The sequence below is a fragment of the Pseudomonas sp. EZ-C24 genome, from assembly GCF_014525325.1.
GTDB lineage: Bacteria > Pseudomonadota > Gammaproteobacteria > Pseudomonadales > Pseudomonadaceae > Aquipseudomonas > Aquipseudomonas shirazensis.
This window is the reverse complement of sequence record NZ_JACDIU010000012.1, coordinates 170,217-191,205: the sequence shown is the minus strand read 5'-3', so window position 1 is coordinate 191,205 and position 20,989 is coordinate 170,217. Positions and strand designations below refer to the sequence as shown.

The following is a 20,989-nucleotide window of genomic DNA, read 5'->3' as shown; positions in this document are numbered from 1 at the left end:
ACCCCCTCCGAACACAACTAAGCTTGATGCCAAGGCGGCAACGCCCTACTCGCACGTCCCATAGCGCCTGACGCCGGGCCGACTTTGGGCGGTTCAAGCTACGGCTTTGGAAGGGTATCCGACCTACCCAGACAGGCCCGAAAAAGCCTGACCAATCGATCAGAAAAAGTCGAGAAACGGTACACATAACAAATATTTATTTGTGTACAATCATCCAGACCCAAGCGCTGCGGGACGGCAGCATGCAGGGTTTGGACACGGGTCGGCGCGAGGAGCCTTGCGTTGCCATACCCCCAGGGGTTACCGATACTGGCGCCGATTTTCAACCAACAAGAATATTCAAACCGTGGAACCTTAGAATGAGCACAGCAATCAGTCCGACTGCTTATAACTATAAGGTCGTCCGCCAGTTCGCCATCATGACGGTGGTCTGGGGGATCCTTGGCATGGGGCTCGGGGTGTTCATCGCCTCGCAACTGGTCTGGCCGCAACTGAACCTCGACCTGCCCTGGACCAGCTTCGGCCGCCTGCGCCCGCTGCACACCAACCTGGTGATCTTCGCCTTCGGTGGCTGTGCGCTGTTTGGCACCTCGTATTACGTGGTCCAGCGCACCTGCCAGACGCGGTTGATTTCCGATAGCCTGGCGGCTTTCACCTTCTGGGGTTGGCAGGCGGTCATCGTCAGCGCCTTGATCACCTTGCCGCTGGGTTACACCACCACCAAGGAATATGCCGAGCTTGAATGGCCAATCGCGATTCTGCTGGCGATTGTCTGGGTCACCTACGGCGTGGTGTTCTTCGGCACCATCGTCAAGCGCAAGACCAAGCACATCTATGTCGGCAACTGGTTCTACGGCGCCTTCATCGTCGTCACCGCGATGCTGCACATCGTCAACCACATCTCGCTGCCGGTCAGCCTGTTCAAGTCGTACTCGGCCTATGCCGGTGCGACCGACGCGATGATCCAGTGGTGGTACGGGCACAACGCGGTGGGCTTCTTCCTGACCACGGGCTTTCTCGGCATGATGTATTACTTCGTGCCCAAGCAGGCCGAGCGGCCGATCTACTCGTATCGCTTGTCGATCGTGCACTTCTGGGCGCTGATCACCCTGTACATCTGGGCCGGCCCGCACCATTTGCACTACACCGCCCTGCCCGACTGGGCGCAGTCGCTGGGCATGGTCATGTCGATCATCCTCCTGGCGCCGAGCTGGGGCGGCATGATCAACGGCATGATGACGCTGTCCGGGGCCTGGCACAAACTGCGCACCGACCCGATCCTGCGCTTCCTCGTGGTGTCACTGGCGTTCTACGGCATGTCGACCTTCGAAGGGCCGATGATGGCGATCAAGACGGTCAACTCGCTGTCGCACTACACCGACTGGACCATCGGCCACGTACACGCCGGCGCGCTCGGCTGGGTGGCGATGATCTCGATCGGGGCCATCTACCACATGATTCCCAAGCTCTACGGCCGGGCGCAGATGCACAGCGTCGGCCTGATCAACGCGCACTTCTGGCTGGCCACTATCGGCACCGTGCTGTACATCGCCTCGATGTGGGTCAACGGCATTACCCAGGGCCTGATGTGGCGTGCGATCAACGATGACGGCACCCTCACCTATTCGTTCGTCGAGGCGCTGCAGGCCAGCCACCCGGGCTATATCGTCCGCGCAGTGGGCGGTGCGTTCTTCGCCTCGGGGATGTTGCTGATGGCCTACAACGTGCTGCGCACTGTGCGTGCAGCGGATGCCACAGAAGCTGAAGCCGCCGCCAAGATCGTCGTTGTGGGAGCGCACTGATGAAGCATGAAGCAGTCGAGAAGAACATCGGCCTGTTGGCCTTCTTCATGGTCATTGCCGTCAGCATCGGTGGCCTGACCCAGATCGTCCCGCTGTTTTTCCAGGACGTCACCAACAAGCCGGTCGAAGGCATGAAGCCGCGCACCGCGCTGGAGCTGGAAGGCCGCGATATCTATATCCGCGAAGGCTGCGTCGGCTGCCACTCGCAGATGATCCGGCCATTCCGCGCCGAAACCGAGCGCTACGGGCACTACTCGGTGGCCGGGGAAAGTGTCTGGGACCACCCGTTCCTGTGGGGCTCCAAGCGCACTGGGCCGGACCTGGCCAGGGTCGGCGGGCGTTACTCGGATGACTGGCACCGCGCGCACCTGTACAACCCGCGCAACGTCGTGCCCGAGTCGAAGATGCCGTCCTACCCGTGGCTGGTCGAGCACAAGCTCGATGGCAAGGACACCGCGAAAAAGCTCGAAGTGCTGCGCACCCTGGGCGTGCCGTACACCGATGCCGACATCGCCGGCGCTGCCGACGCGGTCAGGGGCAAGACCGAGATGGACGCGCTGGTGGCGTACCTGCAAGGCCTTGGCACCATCATCAAAAGCAAACGGTGACGCTGATGGATATTGGAATGATCCGCGGCCTGGGCACCGTGGTGGTACTGGTGGCGTTCGTCGGCCTCGCCCTGTGGGTGTTCAGCCCACGGCGCAAGCGCGACTTCGACGAGGCCACGCAACTGCCTTTTGCCGATGACCCCGAAGCCAGCCAGCACGTCGAGCAAGCGCAAGCAAAAGCGTCTAGGAGCAAACAACAATGACTACCTTCTGGAGCCTGTACGTCAGCGTGCTGACGTTGGGCACGATCTTCGCCCTCACCTGGCTGCTGCTGTCGACCCGCAAGGGCCAGCGCGAGGACATCACCGACGAGACCGTCGGCCACGCCTTCGACGGCATCGAGGAATACGACAACCCGCTGCCCAAATGGTGGTTCTGGCTGTTCGTCGGCACCATCATCTTTGCCCTTGGTTACCTGGTGCTGTACCCAGGCCTGGGCAACTGGAAAGGCATCCTGCCAGGCTACAGCTACCTCGATAACGACAAGCAGACCGAGTTCAGCAACGGTGAGGCGGGCTGGACCGGCGTGCACGAGTGGGAAAAGGAAATGGCCAAGGCCAATGCCCGCTTCGGGCCAATCTTTGCCAAGTTTGCCGCGATGCCGATCGAGGAAGTCGCCAAGGACCCGCAGGCGCTGAAAATGGGTGGCCGGTTGTTCGCCTCCAACTGTTCGGTGTGCCACGGTTCCGACGCCAAGGGCGCCTATGGCTTCCCCAACCTGACCGACAGCGACTGGCGCTGGGGCGGCGAGCCGGAGACGATCAAGGCCTCGATCATGAACGGCCGCCACGGCGTCATGCCGGCCTGGGCCGAGGTGCTCGGCGAGCAAGGTGTGGCTGATGTGGCCGCCTTTGTCCTGACCAACCTGGACGGGCGCAAGCTGCCCGAGGGCATCAAGGCAGACCCTGCCAACGGCCAGAAACTGTTCGCCACCAACTGCGTCGCCTGCCACGGGCCCGAGGCCAAGGGTACGCCGGCCATGGGCGCACCTGACCTGACCCATCCGCAGGCGTTCATCTACGGCTCAAGCTTCGCCCAGTTGCAGCAGACCATCCGCTACGGCCGTCAGGGCCAGATGCCGGCCCAGGCCGAGTTGCAAGGCAATGACAAGGTGCACCTGCTGGCCGCCTATGTGTACAGCCTGTCGCAGCAGGAAGCCGCCGAGCCTGCCAAGCCGTAATCCAGCCAGGTCAGCCGAGGCGTTTGCACCTCGGCTGACCTGGATCAATTGACAATCGCACTTACACCATTTCACAGGCAAACCCAACGCGACATAACGTCGCAGCACGGTCCGACCTCGCCAGCACAGGCGTATCATAGGCCGCAGAGCGTCAGCACCAGGCGCACGACCGCGGCCGGCATGCACTGGCCGCGGCACTTCTCCACTGCCGTGGGACTCGATGATGAGCAAGCACATTCCGGTACATGACGTGACCCCGCCTGCCAACAAGGGAAAGGATTCCGTCGACCTCTATGCCTCCCGTGCCAAGATCTACACCCGCGCCTTCACCGGCGTGTTCCGCAGGCTGCGCATGGTCGGCGGCGCGCTGCTGTTCCTGCTCTACTTTGGCACCGTGTGGCTGAACTGGGGCGGCCACCAGGCTGTCTGGTGGAACCTGCCCGAGCGTAAGTTCTACATCTTCGGCACCACCATCTGGCCGCAGGATTTCATTCTGCTGTCGGGCATTCTGATCGTCGCCGCCTTCGGCCTGTTTTTCATCACCGTGTTCGCCGGGCGCATCTGGTGCGGCTACACCTGCCCGCAGAGCGTGTGGACCTGGGTGTTCATGTGGTGCGAGAAAATCACCGAGGGTGACCGCAACCAGCGCATGAAGCTCGACAAGGCGCCAATGAGCGCCAACAAGCTCGCTCGCAAGACCGCCAAGCACAGCCTGTGGCTGCTGATCGGTTTCGTCACCGGGGTGACCTTTGTCGGTTACTTCTCGCCGATCCGTGAACTGCTCGTGGAATTCTTCACCGGCGAAGCCGATGGCTGGGCCTACTTCTGGGTCGGCTTCTTCACCCTGGCCACCTACGGCAATGCCGGTTGGCTGCGTGAACAGGTGTGCATCTACATGTGCCCGTATGCGCGTTTCCAGAGCGTGATGTTCGACAAGGACACCCTGATCGTCTCGTATGACCCGCGCCGCGGCGAACTGCGCGGCCCACGCAAGAAAGATGCCGACTACAAGGCACAAGGCCTGGGCGACTGCATCGACTGCACCATGTGCGTGCAGGTGTGCCCGACCGGCATCGACATCCGTGACGGCCTGCAGGTCGAGTGCATCGGCTGCGCTGCCTGCATCGACGCCTGCGACACCATCATGGACAAGATGAACTACCCACGCGGCCTGGTCAGCTACACCACCGAACACAACCTGTCCGGGCAAAAGACACACATGGTGCGGCCGCGCCTGATCGGTTATGCAGTAGTCCTGCTGGTGATGATCGGCGCCCTGGCCACGGCCTTCGCTACCCGTTCGCTGGTGGGGTTCGATGTCAGCAAGGACCGCGTGCTGTACCGCGAAAACGCCCAGGGGCGGATCGAGAACGTGTACAGCCTCAAAGTCATGAACAAGGACCAGCGCGATCACGTCTACGTGCTCGAGGCCAGCGGCCTGCCAGACCTGCAACTGCAAGGCCGGCGCGAGATCCGTGTCGAGGCCGGTGATATCGTCAGCCTGCCGGTGCAGCTGTCGGTGGCCCCCGAGCAGTTGCCGTCGACCACCAACGAAGTCATCTTCACCCTCAAGGACGCCGACGACAACGGCACCCAGGTTGAAGCCAAGAGCCGTTTCATCGGCCCGCAAATTCGCTAAGGAACCCGCTCCATGCCTGCTACTGCCGCCAGCCCCTGGTACAAGCACCTCTGGCCCTGGATCCTCATCGGCATCCTCACCACCTCGGTGTGCCTGAGCCTGACCATGGTCAGCATTGCCGTGCGCAACCCAGACAACCTGGTCAACGACAACTACTACGAGGCCGGCAAAGGCATCAACCGCTCGCTCGACCGCGAACTGCTGGCGCAGACTCTCAACCTCAAGGCCAGCGTGCTCCTCGATGAGCTGACCGGCGAGGTCGAGCTGCGTCTGAGCGGCAACAGCGACCCGCAGACGTTGGAACTCAACCTGATCTCGCCGACCCAGCCGGACAAAGACCGCAAAGTCCAGTTGGCGCGCAGCGAAGCGGGCCGCTATGTTGGCCAACTGGACGACAAGGTCGAGGGCCGGCGCTTTGTCGAGTTGCTGGGCAGCCAGGATGGCCACATCTGGCGCTTGTTCGAGGAAGAGAAAGTCGAGCACGGCGTAACCCTCCAGCTCGGCGATGAAGCCATCCAGGGCGCCGAGCACCTGTAGGAGCGGCCTTGTGTCGCGAAAGGTCAGCGAAGCTGGCCCGGCAATTGTGGCCGCGGCATCAATCCTGGGGCCGCTTCGCGACCCTTTCGCGACACAAGGCCGCTCCTACGGGGATGCGTGCAACTTTGCGGTTTTTGTAAGGCCATGATGTGATGACTCAGCCCAACCCGTGCTACCACTGCGCCCTGCCGGTCCCTGCCGGCAGCCGCTTCAACGCCAAGGTGTTGGGCGAGCTGCGCGCATTCTGCTGCCCCGGTTGCCAGGCCGTTGCCGAATCCATCGTCGCTGGCGGCCTTGAGCACTACTACCAGCACCGCAGCGAAACCAGCGCCAACCCAGAGGCCCTGCCCCAGCAGTTGCAGGACGAACTGGCGCTGTACGACCGCAACGATGTTCAGCAAGGCTTCGTCCGCCATGACCATGGCCATGCCGAAGCGGTGCTGATGATCGAAGGCATCAGTTGCGCCGCTTGCGGCTGGCTGATCGAGAAACATCTGCGCAATGTGCCAGGCGTGGCCGACGCCCGCCTGAACCTGTCCAACCACCGCCTGCTGCTGAGCTGGGACGACCTGCAACTGCCGTTGTCGAAGCTGATGGCCGAGCTGCGCCAGATTGGCTACGCCGCCCACCCGTATCAGCCCGACCAGGCCGCCGAGCAGCTTGCGCGGGAGAACCGCAGCGCCCTGCGCCGCCTCGGTGTGGCCGGGCTGTTGTGGTTCCAGGCGATGATGGCGACCATGGCCACCTGGCCGGAATTCAACATCGACCTCAGCCCCGAGTTGCACACCATCCTGCGTTGGGTTGCGCTGTTTCTGACTACGCCGATCGTGTTCTACAGCTGCGCGCCGTTTTTCAAAGGCGCTGCGCGCGACCTGCGGACCCGCCACCTGACCATGGACGTATCGGTGTCGCTGGCCATCGCCCTGGCCTACTGCGCCGGGATCTGGACGGCGATCACCGGGAGTGGCGAGCTGTACTTCGACACGGTCGGCATGTTTGCCCTGTTTCTGCTGACTGGCCGTTACCTTGAACGCCGCGCCCGCGAGCGCACGGCGGCGGCCACTGCGCAACTGGTCAACCTGCTGCCGGCCTCGTGCTTGCGCCTGGACAGCGAGGGGCGCAGCGAGCGTATTCTGCTGGCCGAACTCAACTGCGGCGATCGGGTGCAGGTGCTGCCCGGCGCGGTGATCCCGGCGGACGGGCGGATTGTCGAGGGCCGTTCGAGCATCGACGAGTCATTGCTCACCGGCGAGTACCTGCCGCTGGCGCGCAGCCCGGGCGATCACGTCACCGGCGGCACCTTGAACATCGAAAGCACGCTGAGCGTCGAGGTCCAAGCGCTGGGCCAGGCCACGCGCTTGTCCGCCATCGTCCGGCTGCTGGAACGCGCCCAGTCCGAAAAGCCGCGCCTGGCGCAGATCGCCGACCGCGCCTCGCAGTGGTTCTTGTTATTCACGCTGTTGGCCGCAGTCGCCATCGGCCTGCTCTGGTGGCAACTGGACCCGAGCCGGGCATTCTGGATCGTGCTGGCGATGCTGGTCGCCACCTGCCCCTGCGCCCTGTCGCTGGCCACGCCGACCGCGCTGACCACCGCCACCGGCACCCTGCACAAGCTTGGCCTGCTGGTGACCCGCGGGCATGTGCTGGAAGGCCTCAACCAGATCGACACGGTGATCTTCGACAAGACCGGCACGCTCACCGAAGGCCGCCTCACCCTGCGCAGCATTCGCCCCTTGGGCACGCTAGGCAGCGACCAGTGCCTGGCCCTCGCCGCCGCCCTGGAAAACCGCTCGGAGCACCCGATCGCGCGTGCCTTCGGCCGCAGCACGCGGCCCGCCGAAGAAGTGCAGAACGTGCCCGGGCTGGGCCTGGAAGGCCAACTCGACGGCCAGCACCTGCGCATCGGCCAAGCCAGTTTCGTCTGTGCCCTGAGCGGCAGCGAGCCACCGCTGCTGCCCGAGCCGCGTGGCCAGTGGCTGCTGCTCGGCGATGCACACGGCCCGCTGGCCTGGTTTGGCCTGGACGACCGCCTGCGCGATGACGCCCAGGGTTTGCTCGACGCCTGCAAGGCGCGCGGGTGGCAGACCTTGCTGCTGTCGGGCGACAGCTCGCCGATGGTCGCTGAGGTGGCCGCGCAACTGGGCATCGATGAGGCGGTTGGCGGCCTGCGCCCCGACGACAAGCTGGCCCGCCTGCGCGCCTTGCAGGCCGCAGGGCGCAAGGTGTTGATGCTCGGTGATGGGGTCAATGACGTGCCCGTGCTGGCTGCAGCGGACATCAGCATTGCCATGGGCTCGGCTACTGACCTGGCAAAAACCAGCGCCGATGCGGTGCTGTTGTCCAACCGCCTGCAAGCGCTGGCCCAGGCGCTGCTGCTGGCACGCCGCACGCGGCGGATAATCGTCGAGAACCTGGCCTGGGCAACCTTGTACAATGGCCTGATGTTGCCGTTCGCGGCGCTGGGCTGGATCACCCCCGTGTGGGCCGCCATCGGCATGTCGGTCAGCTCGCTGGTGGTGGTGCTCAATGCCCTGCGCCTGACCCGCCTGCCCGACCCCGCGCCCGCCAGCACCGCCCGCGTCGAGGCGGTTGCCGGCGCGACCATCCTTCACTGAGCGATACCGCCATGCCTGCGCTGTACATCATGATTCCCGCAGCCCTGCTGATCGTTGGCGTGGCCATCTACATCTTCTTCTGGGCCGTCGACAGCGGCCAGTACGACGACCTCGACAGCCCGGCGCACAGCATCCTCTTCGATGACCAGGACCCAGGTCATCAAGCGGCGGTCAAGCATGAGACCAAGCCCGCGGATGAGGACACCCCGCCCCGTGGCTGAGCTGCTGCCCCTGCTGGGCTCGGCGCTGGTGCTCGGCCTGCTTGGCGGCGGCCACTGCCTGGGCATGTGCGGCGGCCTGATGGGCGCGCTGACCCTGGCCATCCCGGCACAACAACGCGGCCGCCGGCTGCGCTTGTTGCTGGCCTACAACCTCGGCCGGGTGCTCAGCTATGCCAGCGCCGGCCTGCTGCTGGGCATGGCCGGCTGGGCCGTGGCCAGCAGCCCGGCAGCCCAGGTGTTGCGGGTAATCGCGGCGTTGCTGTTGATCGCCATGGGCCTGTACCTGGCGGGTTGGTGGAGCGGGCTGACCCGCATCGAAGCACTCGGCCGTGGCCTGTGGCGGCATATTCAACCGCTGGCAACTCGCTTGTTGCCGGTGTCGAGTTTGCCGCGGGCGCTGCTGCTCGGTGCACTGTGGGGCTGGCTGCCGTGCGGGCTGGTCTACAGCACCCTGCTGTGGGCAGCGAGCCAGGGCAATGCCGGCTACAGCGCGGCGCTGATGCTGGCATTCGGCCTCGGCACCTGGCCGGTCCTGCTCGCCACCGGGCTGGCCGCCGAGCGGGTCAATCGGCTGCTGCGCAAACGCAGTGTGCGCGTGGCCGGTGGCCTGCTGGTGATGGTGTTTGGCCTGTGGACCCTGCCCGGCCCGCACCAGCACTGGCTGATGGGCCACTGAGGGCGCCTCGCGAGGCGCGTTGATACAAATCAAAACAGATTCCTACAGACGCCCATAGACTTCGGACACTGCTGCTCCTATCCGGGGACTATTCCACATGCTCGACGAACTTCGTTGGGACGCCGACCTTATCCGCCGTTACGACCTGGCCGGCCCTCGCTACACCTCCTACCCAACCGCTCTGCAACTGCACAGCGAAGTGGGTTCGTTCGACCTGCTGCATGCCCTGCGCGAGAGCCGCCGCGCGGTACGGCCGCTGTCGCTGTATGTGCACGTGCCGTTCTGCGCCAACATCTGCTACTACTGCGCGTGCAACAAGGTCATCACCAAGGACCGCGCCCGCGCCCTGCCCTACCTGCAGCGCCTGCAACAGGAAATCCAGCTGATCGCCTGTCATCTGGAACCTAAACAACGTGTTGAACAGCTGCACTTTGGTGGCGGCACGCCGACCTTCCTCAGCCATGTCGAATTGCGTCAGCTGATGGCGAGCCTGCGCGAGCACTTCAACCTGCTCGACGACGACTCCGGCGACTACGGCATCGAGCTTGACCCGCGTGAAGCCGACTGGTCGACCATGGGCCTGCTGCGCGAACTGGGCTTCAACCGGGTCAGCCTCGGTGTGCAAGACCTCGACCCAGTGGTGCAACGTGCGGTCAACCGCCTGCAGAGCCTGGAGCAGACCCGCACCCTGATCGAGGCGGCGCGTACCTTGCAGTTCCGCTCGGTCAACCTGGACTTGATCTACGGCCTGCCCAAGCAGACCCCGGAGGGCTTCGCCCGCACCGTCGACGAAGTGATCCGACTGCAGCCCGACCGCCTTTCGGTGTTCAACTACGCACACCTGCCAGAGCGCTTCATGCCCCAGCGGCGTATCGACAGCAACGACCTGCCGGCCCCGGCAGCCAAGCTGGAAATGCTCCACGCCACCATCGAGCAACTGACCGCAGCGGGTTACCGCTACATCGGCATGGACCACTTTGCCCTGCCCGACGACGAGCTGGCCATCGCCCAGGAAGAAGGCACCCTGCAGCGCAACTTCCAGGGCTACACCACCCACGGCCATTGCGACCTGATCGGCCTCGGCGTGTCGGCCATCAGCCAGATCGGCGACCTGTACTGCCAGAACAGCAGCGACCTGAACACCTACAAGGAGCTCCTCTCCAACGCACAACTGGCGACCCAACGCGGGCTGCTGTGCAACCAGGATGATCGCCTGCGCCGGGCGGTGATTCAGCAATTGATCTGCCACTTCGAGCTGGACTTCGAGCAGATCGAACGCACTTTCATGATCGATTTTCGTGGTTACTTCAATGAGCTGTGGCCGCAACTGCAGGCGATGCACCGCGACGGTCTGATCCGTCTCGACAGCAAGGGCATCAAGGTCCTGCCGGCCGGGCGCCTGTTGGTCCGCTCGGTATGCATGGTGTTCGATGCCTACCTGGCGCAACACAATCGCCAGCGTTTCTCGCGGGTGATCTGACGCGACCAAGCAGCGCATGGACTTCCCTGTGGGGCAGGCACATCATTGGCTGAGGACGGGCTGCGCGACACCACGCTGCAGCCCCGCCAGCCTGCACAAAAAAAGTGCAGGCTGGCCCTCAAGCCATGCCGTCGGTTATCCTTACGGCTTATGTGTGATTTCCCACAAGGATCGATTGAAATGTCCGAGCCAGTAAAACTGCGCACACACAACCAGGCCCACTGCAAGGATTGCAGCCTGGCCCCGTTGTGCCTGCCATTGTCCCTTAACCTTGAGGACATGGATGCGCTGGATGAAATCGTCAAACGCGGCCGCCCGCTGAAAAAGGGGGAATTCCTGTTCCGCCAGGGCGACGATTTTGGCTCGGTCTATGCAGTTCGCTCCGGTGCCCTGAAGACCTTCAGCCTGAGCGACAGCGGCGAGGAGCAGATCACCGGCTTCCACCTGCCGAGCGAGCTGGTCGGCCTGTCGGGCATGGACACCGAGGCCTACCCGGTATCGGCCCAGGCCCAGGAAACCACCTCGGTATGCGAGATCCCCTTCGAGCGCCTCGACGAACTGTCGGTGCAACTGCCGCAACTGCGCCGCCAGCTGATGCGAGTGATGAGTCGGGAGATTCGCGACGACCAGCAAATGATGCTGCTGCTGTCGAAAAAAACCGCTGACGAGCGCATCGCCACCTTCCTGGTCAACCTGTCGGCGCGCTTCCGCGCACGCGGTTATTCGGCCAACCAGTTCCGTCTGAGCATGTCGCGCAACGAGATCGGCAACTACCTGGGCCTGGCTGTGGAAACCGTGTCGCGGGTGTTCACGCGCTTCCAGCAAAACGGCCTGATCACGGCCGAGGGCAAGGAAGTGCATATCCTCGACCCGATCCAGCTGTGCGCACTGGCCGGCGGCGCTATCGACGCCTGAGCCAGTTGACGGGGTATACTTGCGGCCAGATTTCTCAGGATACCCCTCATGTACAGCGACACTTTCGACCTCAAAGCCCTGATCCGCCCGGTAGTGGACTTCCCCAAGCCGGGTGTGATCTTCCGTGACATCACCCCGTTGTTCCAGTCGCCGCGCGGCCTGCGCTATGTGGCCGACCGGTTCATCGAGCGCTATGTCGAGGCCGAATTCAGCCATATCGGTGCCATGGATGCGCGCGGTTTTCTGATCGGGTCGATCATTGCCCACCAGTTGAACAAGCCGCTGATCCTGTTCCGCAAACAGGGCAAGCTGCCGGCGCATGTGCTGTCCGAGGGCTATCAGACCGAGTACGGCGAGGCGTTTCTTGAAGTGCACGCGGACAGCCTGTGTGAAGGCGACTCGGTGCTGATCTTCGATGACCTGATTGCCACCGGCGGCACCTTGCTGGCAGCAGCCAACCTGGTCCGGCGCACCGGCGCGCAAGTATTCGAAGCGGCGGCGATCATCGACCTGCCGGAGCTGGAAGGCTCGCAACGGCTGCAGGACGCAGGCGTGCCGACCTTCTGCCTGACCGAGTTTTCCCTGAGCGAATACTAGGGGCCTGCCTGATCTGCGCTGGCCGCTGGCGGCCAGCGCATCTCGCCGTGTAGGTCAGCCTGTGTAGATCAACGCCCGCCTGGCGAGACGATGATCTTCACATTCTGCTCCTTGTTGTTGACCAACTCCTCAAAGCCCAACTCGACGATCTGCTCCAGGCCAATGCGCCCGGTCACCAGTGGCTGAATGTTCAGGCGGCCATCGTTGATGAAGGCGATCACATCGGCAAACTCGCCGTTGTAGGCCAAGGCACCCAATACCTGTTTCTCGGTCGAGACCAGATCGAAGAAGTTGAACAGGCTCGGCTCCTCGAAAATCCCCACCAGTACGCACTTGCCGGCTTTGCGAATCGCATCGATGGCCAGCTTGGCGGTGTTCTTGTTGCCGATGCACTCGAAGCTGACATCAGCACCCAGCCCGCCGGTGAGCGCGCGGATTTCAGCCAGCGCGTCGCACTGGCTCGGGTCGAGCACGGCACTGGCGCCGACCTCAAGGGCCTTGGCCTTGCGCGCCGAGGACATCTCCAGGGCGATGACCTGAGCCGCACCTGCGGCCTTGGCGCACATGATGGTGCACAGGCCGATGGTGCCAGCCCCGACTACCACTACGTTCTGCCCAAGCAGGCTGCCGGCCTTTTTCACCGCATGCATGCCCACCGCCAGCGGCTCGATCAGCGCGCCGGCTTCGCGCGGGAAGCCTTCGGGCAGGCGGTAGAGCAGATTGGCCGGGACGTTCACTCGCTCGGCGAACGCACCGTTGTTCATCAGCCCGGTAAAGGCCAGTTTTTCACAGATGTTGTACAAGCCATGGGTGCAGTAATAGCAGGTGCCGCAGTGCTGGCAGGCATCGGCAGCAACCGGATCGCCAACGGCGTAGCCGCTGACACCCTCGCCGAGCTTGGCGATCTCGCCGCAGAATTCGTGGCCTAGAATGCACTGGCCCTGAATACCGGTCAGCGGGTGCGGTGCTTCGACCGGGATAAATACCGGCCCGGCCACGTACTCGTGCAGGTCCGAGCCGCAGATGCCGCACCAGTCGACCTTGATCTGCACCCAGCCCGGCGGTGGGTCTGCCGGCAGCGGTACCTGTTCGACGCGAATGTCATTGCGCCCATGCCAGACGGCGGCGCGCATATGGGAGTGGCTGAGGTCGTTCATTGTTGTTTTCTCCAGGCTCACGGGATCAGTGCTTGCGGACAAAGTCCTGCAGCAGCTGGTTGATCTGCTCGCCAGCTTCCATCTGCACCATATGGCCAACCCCTGGCAGCACCACCGCTTCGGCCTCTACGCCTTGGGCATGGCTGGCCGGGATGATCGCGTCTTCGCTGCCCCACAGCACCAGGGTCGGCTGTTGGGCGATCACGCCGCGCAGGTCATGGCGTTGCCGGTCGCCATCGGCAATCGCTGCGGCCAACAAACGCAGGGCAGCGTCGACGCCTTCGAGGCGCTTGAACTTGAGCATGTCCTCGAGCATCTGCCGGGTGACCATGCCCTGGTCGGCAAACAGTTGGCTCATGGCTGGTTTCAAGCCATTGCGATTGGCCGCTTCGACAAAACCGCGCAGGTAGTCGCCATTGATCTCCCGGCCCAGACCAGCGCTGGCGATCAAGCTCAGGCTGGCCACCCGCTGCGGCGCCAGGCGGGCCAGGTTCAAGCACACCGCGCCGCCCATGGAATGCCCGGCCAGGTGCGCGCGGGTGATATCGAGGTGGTCGAGCAAGGCCAACACGGCGCCGCTGAGCTCGTCCAGGTCACCATGCTCAAGGGTCTTTGCCGACTCGCCGTGACCGGGCAGGTCCAGCGCAATCACCCGCCGCTCGGCGGCCAGGGCCGGGTGGTTGAACAGCCAGTTGTTGAGGTCGCCGCCAAAGCCGTGCACCAATACCAGCGGTGTACCGCCCTCGCCCAGTTCGAACCAGCGCAGCAGGCGCCCGCCGACCTCGGCTTTCTGCGGTGCCGGGCCTTGCGCCTGCTCACTGGCAGCGCTGGCGACGAACTCGGCCTGGAAGCGCTCGACCACCGCGTCGATCTCGGCCTCATCGGCCTCGCCGTCGACCAGCACGGCGAGCAATGCGCCGACTGCCAGGGTTTCGTCCGGCTGGGCGACCTGGCGGCGCAACACGCCGCTGAACGGCGCCTCGACGCTGCTGCTGATCTTGTCGGTCTCGACATCCAGCACTTCGTCGCCCTTGTTGATCTGCTCGCCTTCCTGCTTGAGCCAGGCGTCGACTCGGCCCTCGGTCATCGACAGGCCCCACTTGGGCATGGTCAGGGTATGGATCTGGCTCATGCAGCACTCCTTGAGGCGTCCATGACTTTGCGCACGGCGGCTTCGATCTTCGCCGCATCGGGGATGTACAGGTCTTCGAGGGCATCGGAGAACGGCACTGGCGTGTGCGGCGCGGTAACCATCTCGATCGGCCCCTTGAGCGCGGCAAAAGCCTTTTGCGCGACCAACGCGCTGATGTCAGTGGCCAGCGAGCAACGCGGGTTGGCTTCGTCGATCACCACCAGCCGGCCGGTTTTCTCCACGCTTTCAAGGATGCTGTCCTCGTCCAGCGGGCTGGTGGTGCGCAGGTCGAGCACCTCGCAGTCGACGCCCTGGCGGGCCAGGTTGTTGGCAGCTTCCATGGCCAGATGGACCATGCGCCCGTAGGTCACCAGGGTGATGTCGTCGCCGTCGCGCAGGTAATTGGCCTCGCCGAACGGCACGGTGTAGAGCTCTTCGGGTACGTCGCCCTGCATGCTGTAGAGCAGCTTGTGCTCGCAGAAGATCACCGGGTCGTTGTCACGGATGGCCTGGATCAGCAGGCCCTTGGCGTCATACGGTGACGACGGGCAGACCACCTTCAGGCCTGGGATATGGGTCCATAGCGAGGTGAGCATCTGCGAGTGCTGGGCCGCTGCGCGCAGGCCGGCGCCGACCATGGTGCGCATCACCAGCGGTGTCACCGCCTTGCCGCCGAACATGTAGCGAAACTTCGCCGCCTGGTTGAGGATCTGGTCCAGGCAGCAGCCGGCAAAGTCTACAAACATCAGTTCGCAGACTGGGCGCAGGCCTTGGGTGGCAGCACCGACGGCGGCACCGACGTAACCGATTTCAGACAGCGGCGCATCCAGCACCCGCCCCGGAAACTGATGATAAAGGCCCTTGGTCACGCCAAGCACGCCACCCCAGGCGTCCTGCTCACCCGGCGCACCGGCGCCGCCGGCGACGTCTTCGCCGATGATGAACACAGTGCTGTCGCGGCGCATTTCCTGGGCTAGGGCCTCGTTGATGGCCTGCTGGTAACTGATCTTTCTTGCCATGGTGATTGTCCTGTCGTTGTTATTGTCGGGGGCTCACGGGTAGCTGACGTAAACGTCGCTGAGCAGATCGGCGGGCTGTGGTTTGGGGTCGGCCTTGGCGCGGCGTACGGCGTCCTCGATCAGGTCGTCGACGCGGCCATCGATGGCGTCCAGTTGCGCGGCGCTGAGCAGGCCGGCACGGGTGGTCTTGTTGCGAAACTGCAGTAGGCAGTCGCGGGTTTCGCGCAGGTTCTTGACCTCGTCGGGGGCGCGGTAGGTTTGTGCGTCGCCCTCGAAGTGGCCGTAGTAGCGGGTCAGCTTGACCTCGATCAGCGACGGCCCCTGGCCGCTGCGCGCACGCTCGACGGCGGCGCCTGCGGCTTCGTGCACGGCAAAGAAGTCGTAGCCGTCGATCGTCACCCCGGGCATGCCGAAGCCGGCGGCGCGGTCGGCAATATGGTCGCAGGCCACCGACCATTTCGACGCGGTGGCTTCGGCGTAGCCGTTGTTCTCGGCGACGAAGATGCACGCCAGGTTCATCACCGAGGCCATGTTCATGGCTTCGAACACCGCGCCTTCGTTGGAGGCGCCGTCGCCGAAGAACACCACCGAGACGTCATCGCGGCCCTTGAGCTTGGCTGCCAGCGCCGAGCCGGCCACCAGCGGCGCGCCGGCACCGACGATGCCGTTGGCGCCGAGCATGCCCTTGGACAGGTCGGCGATGTGCATGGAACCGCCCTTGCCGCCGCAGACGCCGGTCTTCTTGCCGTAGATCTCGGCCATCATCCCGTACACATCGACGCCCTTGGCGATGCAGTGGCCATGGCCGCGGTGGTTGGAAGCGATGCAATCGGAATCGCGCAGGTGCGCCATGACCCCGGCCGCCGAGGCCTCTTCGCCGGCATACAGGTGGACGAAACCGGGGATCTCGCCGGTGGCAAACTCGACATGCAGGCGCTCTTCGAAGGCGCGAATGGTGCGCATGACTTCATAGGCATGCAGCAACTGCTCGGAGCTGAGTTGGGTGGACATCTTGTTGTTCTCCAGGGTTGTCTCAACGCAGGGTTGCAGGGGTGTGCCGCTGGTCGCGGGGGACGACCAGCAGATGGTGGCGGGCGGCATGCGCCAGCACTGCCTCGACATCGACCGAAAGTGGGCCGTGCAGGTCGAGGGTGATGGTTGGGGTGTCTTGCTCGGCAAACTCGATTTCACGCTCGCCATCCAGCGCCAGGGTGCCGCTGCGCAGGCTCAGCGGATACGCCACGCCCGGCTGCAGCGGGCCACTGGCGGTCACCCCGCAGCCTTGCAACAGGCCCGGCGCGAGCGGCGCCAGCAAGACCTGTGTGGCGCTGGTATCGAGGCGCACCCAGGCGCCCTGCTCGGCCTGACGTGAAACCGGGCACCACAGCCCGCAGATGGCCGACAGGCCGATGGCGTGTGGCTCGGCAAAGCAGGCGAACACTTCTGCCAGGTCTTCGCTGCGGCTCAAGGCGCGGGCGCCGACAAAGCGTTGAGGTGAAACCGCGACCTCGACCAACGCCCATTCGCACAGCTGCTGTTGCGGCACCCGCACCAGCAGCCGCTTGTTGCGGCGCAGGCCGATGGCTGCTGGGATCTTCCCGCTGGCCAGCAGGCCACCGGCGAGGCCCGCGCTGGTCGCTTCGCGCAGTTCAGGGAAGGCGTTGTTGGTGCCGGTCGACAAGGTCAGCAACGGCGTATCGCCGGCTTCGGCGGCGACCGCCTTGTGCGTGCCGTCGCCGCCCAGCACAGCGATCATCGCCACGCCCTGCTCGACCATCTGGCGAGCCGCGAGGCGGGTGTCGGCGACGGTTTGCGTCAGAGGCAGATCGAGCATCTGCAACGCCGGCCAGCGCTGCTCACGGGCCATCGGGCCAGTGCTGGCCTTGAGCACCGCGGCGGCGATGCCGGTCATATCGGTTGGCAGCAGCACCTGGGCAATGCCGGTGGCGCCAAATGCGGCGAGCAGGCGCTGGATCGCCGAGGCTTTGTCGGTGCTGGAATACAAACCGGCATTGGCCGTCAGGCGGCGCAGGTCGCGACCGGAGGCAGGGTTGGCAATGATCCCGATGATCGGGCCGGGCTGGCGCATGGCGCACCTCGTTTTATTGTTTGAGAAGAGCCAGAGCAAGGCCGGTGCCAGCTTTTGATCTGAACGCTGCAAGCCCTGTGGCAGAGCGGTTTCAGCTATTGTCCAGCGCACGTTAGCGGCTTGCCGGCGAGACGCCGGGTGCCGCGCCAGCAGCGCCGACCGCGAGACGCTGAGACGCCGCGTCTCAGCCTCGCCGCCAATCAAGCAGCGCTTGTCGCGGCTTTCGCACGGGTGCTTAATGGCTCGATAAAGACAAGAACGAGAGACCCGGAGGCCCGAATGCTCGCCGCGAACTCCAGAGCCCATGTCGACTGCGTCAGCCGCGTGCTGAAAAACGCCGAACGCCAGCCACAGGTGCCGGTACCCGCGCTGATCCTCGATTCGTGGCGGCGCTCGATGGAGCTGCATCACCTCGACCCTGGCTCGCAGCAGGGTCCACGCATCCTTTCGCCAAACCTGCTCAACGAATGCCGCGAGCGCGCCGAGCTGTTTCTGCGCATCGCCAGCGACGCCGTGGCGCGCCTGCACGCCCAAGTGCGCGGCGCCGACTACTGCGTGCTGCTGACCGACGGCCAGGGCCGCACCATCGACTACCGGGTCGACAGCAGCATCCGCACTGACTGCCGCAAGGCCGGCCTATATCTGGGCACCTGCTGGTCGGAAGTGGAAGAAGGCACCTGCGGCGTGGCGGCGGTGCTGACCAGCAAGGCGCCGGTGACCGTGCACAAGCGCGATCACTATCGCGCTGCATTCATCGGCCTGACCTGTACCGCAGCGCCGGTGTTCGACCCGCTGGGCGAACTGCTGGGGGTGGTCGACGTGTCCGCGCTGAAGTCGCCGGATGATCGGCGCAGCCAGCACCTGATTCGCCAGCTGGTCGAGCAGACCGCTCGCGAGATCGAAAACGCCTTCTTCATGCACAGCAGCCAGGGCCACTGGGTGATGCGCGCCCACGGCACCCCCGGTTATGTCGAAAGCCAGCCCGATTACCTGCTCGCCTGGGATGCCGAAGGCCGCCTGCAAGCGCTCAACAGCCTCGCCCGCGAGCATCTGCTGGCACGCAACGGGCGCCTGCCGCAACACATCGGCGAGCTGTTCGACCTCGAGCAACTGCGCCGCGCCAGCGAGGCCAGCGCCCAGCGCCTGCCAGGTTTTGCCTTGTATGGGCGAGTCAGCGCGCCACAGCGGCGCAGCACGCCATCAGTGCCCACGGCGCCAGCCCAAGACGCGCGCATCAGCCAGCACCTGCGGCTGGCCACGCGGGTCAAGGACTGCAACCTGGCGGTGCTGGTGCAAGGTGAAACCGGGGTCGGCAAGGAAGTCTTCGCCCGCCAATTGCACCAGCTCAGCCAGCGCGCAGCAGGGCCGTTTGTCACGCTCAATTGCGCGGCGATCCCGGAGTCGCTGATCGAAAGCGAGCTGTTCGGCTATGTTGCCGGAGCGTTTACCGGCGCCTCCAGCAAAGGCATGCAGGGCCTGCTCCAGCAAGCCGATGGCGGCACGCTGTTTCTCGACGAGATCGGCGACATGCCGCTAAGCCTGCAAACCCGGCTGCTGCGGGTGCTAGCCGAGGGCGAGGTGGCGCCGCTGGGTGCGGCCCGGCGCGAGCGCGTCGATATCCAGGTGATCTGCGCCACTCACCGTGACCTGGCAACGATGGTCAGCGACGGGCGCTTTCGCGAGGACCTGTACTTCCGCCTAGCCAACGCCCGCTTCGAACTGCCGCCGCTGCGCGAGCGCGACGACCGCCTGAGCCTGATCCACCGCCTTCTGGCCGAGGAGGCGCAGGCCTGCGGGGTTGAGGTGCTGCTCACCGATGCGGCACTGGAAGCGCTGTTGAGCTACCGCTGGCCGGGCAACCTCAGGCAGCTGCGCCAGGTGCTGCGCTATGCCTGCGCGGTGTGTGATGGTGGCCAGTTGCGCCTGGATGATCTACCGCAAGAGTTGCGCGGCGCCGGTCAGGACGCGCCGGCGCTGACCAGGGTCTCCAGCCCGGCCCGGCAGATGATTCTCGATGCGCTGATTCGTCATCGCTGGAAACCGGCGGATGCAGCTCAGGCGCTGGGCATTTCCCGGGCAACCTTGTACCGGCGCGTACACGAGCACCGGATTGAAATGCCGCGGATGAAGTAACCGGCTGGGGGGCAGTCAGTTACAGCGCAATCGGCCGGCGCCCGGCAAAGGCATGGGCCAGGGTGCCGCCATCGACCAGCTCCAGCTCGCCACCGAGCGGCACGCCATGGGCGATACGCGAGGCAACCAGGCCCTGCTCGTGCAGTAACTGGGCGATGTAGTGCGCGGTCGCCTCACCTTCTACGGTCGGGTTAGTGGCGAGGATCACTTCGGTGAAGCTGCCCTGCTCGGCGATGCGCGCCATCAGCTGCGGGATGCCGATAGCCTCAGGCCCGAGGCCATCGAGCGGCGACAGGTGCCCCTTGAGTACGAAGTAGCGACCGCGGAAACCAGTCTGCTCCACGGCATACACATCCATCGGCCCCTCGACCACGCACAGCTGGGTGTCGTCGCGGCGCACATCGGCGCACTGCGGGCACAGCTCCTGTTCGGTCAAGGTGCGGCACTGGCGGCAGTGGCCGACCCCTTCCATCGCCTGGGTCAGGCTCTGCGCCAGGCGCAGGCCGCCGCTGCGGTCACGCTCGAGCAACTGCAGGGCCATGCGCTGGGCGGTTTTCTGGCCGACACCGGGCAGGATGCGCAGCGAGTCGATCAGTTGGCGGATCAGTGGGCTGAAGCTCATCGGAGAGGCCTGACAATACAAATTAAGAGGCGGTTTATACCGGCCACGGCAGGCAGCGTCAAATCAGCTACAGCCGATACCGACAAGGCCTACCTGTGTTGTGGTTGACCCTCGACCGCGCCTGCGGGTTCGGTCGGCTGCGGTTACTGGCCAGGGTTTACCCAGCGCAAAAAAAAACGCCCGATCAACGGGCGTTTTGTCCTGCAGGAAAGCCAACGCCTTAGAAAGGCATCTTGAAGCCTGGCGGCAGTTGCATGCCAGCGGTCATGCCGCCCATCTTGTCCTGGCTGTTCTGCTCGACTTTGCGCACGGCGTCGTTGACGGCGGCAGCGATCAGGTCTTCGAGGACTTCCTTGTCTTCCTGCATCAGGCTGTCGTCGAGGCTGATGCGCTTGACGTCATGACGGCCGGTCATGACCACGCTGACCAGGCCGGCGCCGGACTGACCAGTGACTTCGGCGCTGGCCAGCTCTTCCTGCATCTTGGCCATTTTTTCCTGCATTTGCTGAGCCTGCTTCATCAGGCCTGCCATGCCACCTTTCATCATGGGGGTATACCTCGATTGGT

20 protein-coding genes are annotated in these 20,989 nt (G+C 64.5%); 13 read left to right on the top strand and 7 right to left on the bottom strand.

Annotated elements, in window-relative coordinates:
- Nucleotides 1-359: 359 nt before the first annotated feature.
- From ccoN to IDM28_RS07610, 12 genes are all read left to right on the top strand, one after another.
- Nucleotides 360-1,802: a cytochrome-c oxidase, cbb3-type subunit I gene (gene ccoN, locus IDM28_RS07665; RefSeq protein WP_103436733.1), complete on the top strand. Its 1,443-nt coding sequence runs from the start codon at nt 360-362 to the stop codon at nt 1,800-1,802.
- Nucleotides 1,802-2,410 (top strand): cytochrome-c oxidase, cbb3-type subunit II, encoded by a 609-nt coding sequence (gene ccoO, locus IDM28_RS07660; RefSeq protein WP_101318069.1) that lies wholly within the window; start codon nt 1,802-1,804, stop codon nt 2,408-2,410. The genes ccoN and ccoO overlap by 1 nt, the downstream gene beginning before the upstream one ends.
- Nucleotides 2,411-2,415: 5 nt before the next feature.
- On the top strand, nt 2,416-2,613 hold the full coding sequence (locus IDM28_RS07655) for a cbb3-type cytochrome oxidase subunit 3 (protein WP_101318067.1): 198 nt from the start codon (nt 2,416-2,418) through the stop codon (nt 2,611-2,613).
- On the top strand, nt 2,610-3,590 hold the full coding sequence (gene ccoP / locus IDM28_RS07650) for a cytochrome-c oxidase, cbb3-type subunit III (RefSeq protein WP_101318065.1): 981 nt from the start codon (nt 2,610-2,612) through the stop codon (nt 3,588-3,590). The genes IDM28_RS07655 and ccoP overlap by 4 nt, the downstream gene beginning before the upstream one ends.
- Before the next feature lie 223 nt (nt 3,591-3,813).
- Nucleotides 3,814-5,229, top strand: a complete 1,416-nt coding sequence (ccoG, locus tag IDM28_RS07645; RefSeq protein WP_101318063.1) for a cytochrome c oxidase accessory protein CcoG — start codon at nt 3,814-3,816, stop codon at nt 5,227-5,229.
- A 12-nt stretch (nt 5,230-5,241) separates the two neighbouring features.
- Nucleotides 5,242-5,766 (top strand): FixH family protein, encoded by a 525-nt coding sequence (locus IDM28_RS07640; RefSeq protein WP_101318061.1) that lies wholly within the window; start codon nt 5,242-5,244, stop codon nt 5,764-5,766.
- A gap of 152 nt (nt 5,767-5,918) precedes the next feature.
- Nucleotides 5,919-8,381: a heavy metal translocating P-type ATPase gene (locus IDM28_RS07635; RefSeq protein ID WP_188035657.1), complete on the top strand. Its 2,463-nt coding sequence runs from the start codon at nt 5,919-5,921 to the stop codon at nt 8,379-8,381.
- Nucleotides 8,382-8,392: 11 nt separating this feature from the next.
- Complete coding sequence (gene ccoS, locus IDM28_RS07630; RefSeq protein ID WP_150569714.1) at nt 8,393-8,602, top strand: cbb3-type cytochrome oxidase assembly protein CcoS; 210 nt, start codon at nt 8,393-8,395, stop codon at nt 8,600-8,602.
- Nucleotides 8,595-9,278: a sulfite exporter TauE/SafE family protein gene (locus IDM28_RS07625; RefSeq protein WP_101318055.1), complete on the top strand. Its 684-nt coding sequence runs from the start codon at nt 8,595-8,597 to the stop codon at nt 9,276-9,278. The genes ccoS and IDM28_RS07625 overlap by 8 nt, the downstream gene beginning before the upstream one ends.
- Before the next feature lie 97 nt (nt 9,279-9,375).
- A complete protein-coding gene (hemN, locus tag IDM28_RS07620; protein WP_150569716.1) occupies nt 9,376-10,758 on the top strand; it encodes an oxygen-independent coproporphyrinogen III oxidase in 1,383 nt (460 codons plus the stop codon).
- 180 nt (nt 10,759-10,938) lie between these two features.
- A complete protein-coding gene (gene fnrA, locus IDM28_RS07615; protein ID WP_101318051.1) occupies nt 10,939-11,673 on the top strand; it encodes a Crp/Fnr family transcriptional regulator FnrA in 735 nt (244 codons plus the stop codon).
- Nucleotides 11,674-11,721: 48 nt separating this feature from the next.
- Nucleotides 11,722-12,270: an adenine phosphoribosyltransferase gene (locus tag IDM28_RS07610; RefSeq protein ID WP_101318049.1), complete on the top strand. Its 549-nt coding sequence runs from the start codon at nt 11,722-11,724 to the stop codon at nt 12,268-12,270.
- 68 nt (nt 12,271-12,338) lie between these two features.
- Here IDM28_RS07610 and IDM28_RS07605 read toward each other — a convergent pair whose 3' ends face one another.
- The 5 genes from IDM28_RS07605 to IDM28_RS07585 are packed head-to-tail and all read right to left on the bottom strand — an operon-like array spanning nt 12,339 to nt 17,667.
- Nucleotides 12,339-13,403 carry a 2,3-butanediol dehydrogenase gene (locus tag IDM28_RS07605; protein WP_258197204.1) on the bottom strand — a complete coding sequence of 355 codons (1,065 nt, stop codon included), beginning with the start codon at nt 13,401-13,403 and terminating at the stop codon, nt 12,339-12,341.
- A 49-nt stretch (nt 13,404-13,452) separates the two neighbouring features.
- Nucleotides 13,453-14,559, bottom strand: a complete 1,107-nt coding sequence (locus tag IDM28_RS07600; protein WP_188035656.1) for an acetoin dehydrogenase dihydrolipoyllysine-residue acetyltransferase subunit — start codon at nt 14,557-14,559, stop codon at nt 13,453-13,455.
- A complete protein-coding gene (locus tag IDM28_RS07595; protein ID WP_188035655.1) occupies nt 14,556-15,578 on the bottom strand; it encodes an alpha-ketoacid dehydrogenase subunit beta in 1,023 nt (340 codons plus the stop codon). The genes IDM28_RS07600 and IDM28_RS07595 overlap by 4 nt, the downstream gene beginning before the upstream one ends.
- Nucleotides 15,579-15,611: 33 nt before the next feature.
- A complete protein-coding gene (locus tag IDM28_RS07590) occupies nt 15,612-16,589 on the bottom strand; it encodes a thiamine pyrophosphate-dependent dehydrogenase E1 component subunit alpha (protein WP_101318041.1) in 978 nt (325 codons plus the stop codon).
- Between the two features lie 22 nt (nt 16,590-16,611).
- A complete protein-coding gene (locus tag IDM28_RS07585) occupies nt 16,612-17,667 on the bottom strand; it encodes an ATP-NAD kinase family protein (protein WP_150569720.1) in 1,056 nt (351 codons plus the stop codon).
- Nucleotides 17,668-17,946: 279 nt separating this feature from the next.
- On the opposite strand from IDM28_RS07585, the gene IDM28_RS07580 reads away from it, so the two are divergent.
- Entirely contained in the window at nt 17,947-19,800 is a 1,854-nt protein-coding gene (locus IDM28_RS07580; RefSeq protein ID WP_150569721.1) for a sigma-54-dependent Fis family transcriptional regulator, read from the top strand.
- A 19-nt stretch (nt 19,801-19,819) separates the two neighbouring features.
- Here the strand turns inward: IDM28_RS07580 and recR are convergent, their stop codons facing one another.
- Both recR and IDM28_RS07570 read right to left on the bottom strand, forming a co-directional pair.
- Nucleotides 19,820-20,422, bottom strand: a complete 603-nt coding sequence (gene recR / locus IDM28_RS07575) for a recombination mediator RecR (protein WP_101318035.1) — start codon at nt 20,420-20,422, stop codon at nt 19,820-19,822.
- A 220-nt stretch (nt 20,423-20,642) separates the two neighbouring features.
- Nucleotides 20,643-20,969 (bottom strand): YbaB/EbfC family nucleoid-associated protein, encoded by a 327-nt coding sequence (locus tag IDM28_RS07570; RefSeq protein ID WP_101318032.1) that lies wholly within the window; start codon nt 20,967-20,969, stop codon nt 20,643-20,645.
- Nucleotides 20,970-20,989: the final 20 nt, after the last annotated feature.

Coding starts and splice junctions, on each gene's coding strand:
- fnrA (WP_101318051.1), top strand. CDS start 10,939: ATGTCCGAGCCAGTAAAACTGCGCACACACAACCAGGCCCACTGCAAG.
- ccoP (WP_101318065.1), top strand. CDS start 2,610: ATGACTACCTTCTGGAGCCTGTACGTCAGCGTGCTGACGTTGGGCACG.
- IDM28_RS07605 (WP_258197204.1), bottom strand. CDS start 13,403: ATGCGCGCCGCCGTCTGGCATGGGCGCAATGACATTCGCGTCGAACAG.
- IDM28_RS07610 (WP_101318049.1), top strand. CDS start 11,722: ATGTACAGCGACACTTTCGACCTCAAAGCCCTGATCCGCCCGGTAGTG.
- ccoS (WP_150569714.1), top strand. CDS start 8,393: ATGCCTGCGCTGTACATCATGATTCCCGCAGCCCTGCTGATCGTTGGC.
- IDM28_RS07640 (WP_101318061.1), top strand. CDS start 5,242: ATGCCTGCTACTGCCGCCAGCCCCTGGTACAAGCACCTCTGGCCCTGG.
- IDM28_RS07655 (WP_101318067.1), top strand. CDS start 2,416: ATGGATATTGGAATGATCCGCGGCCTGGGCACCGTGGTGGTACTGGTG.
- IDM28_RS07570 (WP_101318032.1), bottom strand. CDS start 20,969: ATGATGAAAGGTGGCATGGCAGGCCTGATGAAGCAGGCTCAGCAAATG.
- ccoG (WP_101318063.1), top strand. CDS start 3,814: ATGAGCAAGCACATTCCGGTACATGACGTGACCCCGCCTGCCAACAAG.
- IDM28_RS07585 (WP_150569720.1), bottom strand. CDS start 17,667: ATGCGCCAGCCCGGCCCGATCATCGGGATCATTGCCAACCCTGCCTCC.
- IDM28_RS07595 (WP_188035655.1), bottom strand. CDS start 15,578: ATGGCAAGAAAGATCAGTTACCAGCAGGCCATCAACGAGGCCCTAGCC.
- IDM28_RS07580 (WP_150569721.1), top strand. CDS start 17,947: ATGCTCGCCGCGAACTCCAGAGCCCATGTCGACTGCGTCAGCCGCGTG.
- ccoN (WP_103436733.1), top strand. CDS start 360: ATGAGCACAGCAATCAGTCCGACTGCTTATAACTATAAGGTCGTCCGC.
- recR (WP_101318035.1), bottom strand. CDS start 20,422: ATGAGCTTCAGCCCACTGATCCGCCAACTGATCGACTCGCTGCGCATC.
- ccoO (WP_101318069.1), top strand. CDS start 1,802: ATGAAGCATGAAGCAGTCGAGAAGAACATCGGCCTGTTGGCCTTCTTC.
- IDM28_RS07635 (WP_188035657.1), top strand. CDS start 5,919: ATGACTCAGCCCAACCCGTGCTACCACTGCGCCCTGCCGGTCCCTGCC.
- hemN (WP_150569716.1), top strand. CDS start 9,376: ATGCTCGACGAACTTCGTTGGGACGCCGACCTTATCCGCCGTTACGAC.
- IDM28_RS07590 (WP_101318041.1), bottom strand. CDS start 16,589: ATGTCCACCCAACTCAGCTCCGAGCAGTTGCTGCATGCCTATGAAGTC.
- IDM28_RS07600 (WP_188035656.1), bottom strand. CDS start 14,559: ATGAGCCAGATCCATACCCTGACCATGCCCAAGTGGGGCCTGTCGATG.